Genomic DNA, 2,915 nt, shown 5'->3' on the forward strand with positions numbered 1-2,915 from the left:
CCGGACGCGCCGCTGAGCCCGGCGTTCGAGGTGCCGTGGTTGCAGCCGTTCCCGGACGCGCTGCTCGACGACCCGGCCTCGCGCGTCGTGCGACGCGGCAGCCTGCGGCTGGCGCTGGTGGCGGCGATGCAGGCACTGCCGCCGAGGCAGCGCGCCGTGCTGATCCTGCGGGACGTCCTGGAGTTCGGCGCGGCCGAGGCGGCGGAGCTGCTGGAGACGTCCCCGGCCGCGGTGAACAGCGCCCTGCAGCGCGCCCGGGCGGGGGTGGCGGGCGTCGCGGAGGAGGAGGTCACCGAGCCCGACGACGCGGAGGTCGGCGCCGTCCTCGACCGGTACGTGAGGTCGTTCGAGGCGGCCGACGTCGACGGGCTGGTGGCGCTGCTGACCGACGACGCCGTCATGGAGATGCCGCCCGTGCCGCTCTGGTACCGGGGGCGACGCGACTACGGGCGGTTCATGGCGCGGGTGTTCGCGACGGCCGGCACCGACTGGCGGATGGCGCGGACGTCCGCCAACGGGCAGCCGGCCCTCGTCGCGTACCAGCGGTCCGAGGGCGCGTACCGGCTGCACACCCTGCAGGTCTTCACCGTGACGCCGGGGGGTGTGGCGCGCAACGTCGTCTTCCAGGACGCGCGGGTGTTCGCCGCGTTCGATCTGCCGGAGATTTTCGGCGGATGATGTCGATTTCGGCGGCGCGGGTTCGACTTCCTTTCAGAAGCCCTGAAAGGAGCACCTCATGGACATCGCTCAGACGCTCACCAGCGGCGCCCGCCCGATCTGGCTGACCGGGGCCGCCGCGGCGCTGGCGGGGTCGGTCGCCACCGAGCTGTTCGGCCTGGCCGCCCGCGCGGCCGGCGTCCCGATGGAGGCCGGCGGCGTCGGCGCCGACGCCGCGGATCCGATCATGGTCGGGATGTTCGCGATGGGGACGGTCATCAGCACGTTCTGGGGGACGCTCCTCGCGATGCTCCTCGCGCGGTTCGCCCGGAGGCCGTCCCGGACGTTCGTCTGGGCCGCCGTGGCGCTGACGGTCCTGTCGTTCACGACGCCCGTCGCCGCGGGCGCCACGGCGACCTCGACGAAGGTGATGCTGTGCGCCGCGCACGTCCTGGCCGCGGCGATCATCATCCCGATGTTCGCCCGCCGCCTCCCGGCCTCCCGGGACTGAGCGGCCCCGAGCGCGCCGCGCGCTCCGCGGCGGCGTGCCACCAGGCCGGAGGGGAGGGACCGGCGGGCCGGGACGCGGGCTGGTCGGGGTGCAGGCCGAGGGGCCGGAGGGCCTCGGCCCGCACCTGGACGCTGTACCAGCCGCGCGGGCGCCCGTCGTCGTCGCGCCCGCAGGCGAGCCCTATCGTGACGTCGTCGGCCCGGAACGGCATCCAGTCGATGCCGCGGTCACGCAGTCAACGCCGGAGCGCGGCGGCGGGCGGCGGGCATCCCTTGACGTTCTCGTAGGCGGCGACGGTGATCCACGCGTTCATGCGCCCATCATGCCCCGGCGGACCGGATGCGGTCGAGGACGGGCAGCGGGGACAGGCCGTAGGCGTAGTAGTCGACCGTGTCGGCGCCGGAGGCGCGGGCGGCGGCGGCCTTGGCGGACAGGTGGTCGGCCGAGGTCGTGTCGGGATGGCCGGGGCGCAGGACGGCGCGGAGCGTGGTGTCCGGCCCCAGGGCGGCCCGGTAGGCGGCCACGTCCTCGGCCACGCGGGCGGTGTCGTGGGCGTAGCAGAGGACGGCGTAGGACGGGACGGCCGAGCCGAGCGCCGCGGGGTCGACGCCGATCCGCCAGGCGGACGCGGCCGCCGGGGCGCCGGAGGGACGTCCGTCCGCGTAGCCCAGGACGGCGCCGGTGAGGTCGAGGAACGTCAGCCGGGAGCCCTCGGCGGCGACGGCCGCGGCGACCTCCGCGGCCAGCGACGTCACGATCGGCGAGCGGGCACGGGCGTACTCGGTGAGGACGTCGGGGAGTTCGGCGGCGGGCGGGCCGCCCTCCAGCACCTTCCCGACCAAACGCGCGGCGACTTCGCGGGCCTTTTCGGCGTCCGGGAGAAGGGCCAGGCAGTGCGGGCAGAAGCACAGGCCCAAGGCGAACTCGGCGGCAGGCCCGAGGTCCACGAAAGAGCGTTCGTGGTGGTAGCCGTGGCCGAACGTCCCGAAGTGGAGGGATTCCGCGACCACGGAGTCCACGCCTTGACGGGCGATGGCGCGGCCCAACGCGATGGCATATGCGCGGACGTCCGGGTGAGACGGGCATAGGTCGGCCGGCGCTGCACGGTCGCCGAAGCAGTTCTCCTGCGTGACGTCCGGGAAGGCCAGGCCGAGCGTGGTGTTGTGCAGGAAGACGCCCCAGCCGTGCAGCGCTATCCCACGCGCGCGGGTCTCTTCTCTGAGCGCCTTTATGGGCTCCTGGTCGGCGCCCTTCTGCACCGGCGGCATCAGCCGGAGCCCGTTGAAGACATCGCCCAGGGGGAAATGGACCCCGTCGTGGCGGAACGTGACGCGCGTCGTGCCGTGCGGTGTCACGTCACGGGCGCGGTGGTAGGCGGCGCCGATCGTGATGGCCGAGACCCCGTGGGAGAGGATCCGCGCGGCGCCGGCGCCGCGCAGATCCTCCACCATGGCGAAGAGGGACGAGTCCATCAGCTCTTCTTGTAGGCCACGAAGTCGATCTCGACGAGGATGTTCATCAGCTGCGATCCCACGGTGGTGCGCACCGGGTAGGGCTTGGTGAAGTGCTCCCGGTAGACCTCGTCGTAGGCGGCGAAGTCGCGGTGGAGGTCCTGGAGGTGGACGGTCGACTTCACCACGTCGTCCAGGCCGAGGCCGTGCTCGGCCAGGATCGCGGCCAGGTTGGCGAGGGTCTGCCGGGTCTGCGTGGCGACGTCCGTGCCGACGATCTCGCCGGTCTTCGGGTC

Annotated in this window: 4 protein-coding genes; 2 read left to right on the forward strand and 2 right to left on the reverse strand. The window is 73.6% G+C overall.

The window, feature by feature from the left end; all coding sequences use genetic code 11:
- The coding region (locus tag AB0C69_RS40675; protein ID WP_360361889.1) for an RNA polymerase subunit sigma-70 at positions 1 to 678 on the forward strand (678 nt) is incomplete at its 5' end.
- 58 nt (positions 679 to 736) lie between these two features.
- Positions 737 to 1,168, forward strand: a complete 432-nt coding sequence (locus tag AB0C69_RS40680; protein WP_360361892.1) for a DUF6069 family protein — start codon at positions 737 to 739, stop codon at positions 1,166 to 1,168.
- A gap of 320 nt (positions 1,169 to 1,488) precedes the next feature.
- Here the strand turns inward: AB0C69_RS40680 and AB0C69_RS40685 are convergent, their stop codons facing one another.
- The gene (locus AB0C69_RS40685; protein WP_360361895.1) at positions 1,489 to 2,640 is read right to left on the reverse strand and encodes a hypothetical protein; all 1,152 of its coding nucleotides are present in this window, start codon (positions 2,638 to 2,640) and stop codon (positions 1,489 to 1,491) included.
- Positions 2,640 to 2,915, reverse strand: a 276-nt coding sequence (locus AB0C69_RS40690) for a Rid family hydrolase (RefSeq protein ID WP_360361898.1), incomplete at its 5' end; no start/stop codon positions are given. The genes AB0C69_RS40690 and AB0C69_RS40685, both read right to left, overlap by 1 nt.

This window comes from Actinomadura sp. NPDC048032, from assembly GCF_040653175.1.
Taxonomy (GTDB): Bacteria; Actinomycetota; Actinomycetes; order Streptosporangiales; family Streptosporangiaceae; genus Spirillospora; species Spirillospora verrucosospora.

Coding starts and splice junctions, on each gene's coding strand:
- AB0C69_RS40680 (WP_360361892.1), top strand. CDS start 737: ATGGACATCGCTCAGACGCTCACCAGCGGCGCCCGCCCGATCTGGCTG.
- AB0C69_RS40685 (WP_360361895.1), bottom strand. CDS start 2,640: ATGGACTCGTCCCTCTTCGCCATGGTGGAGGATCTGCGCGGCGCCGGC.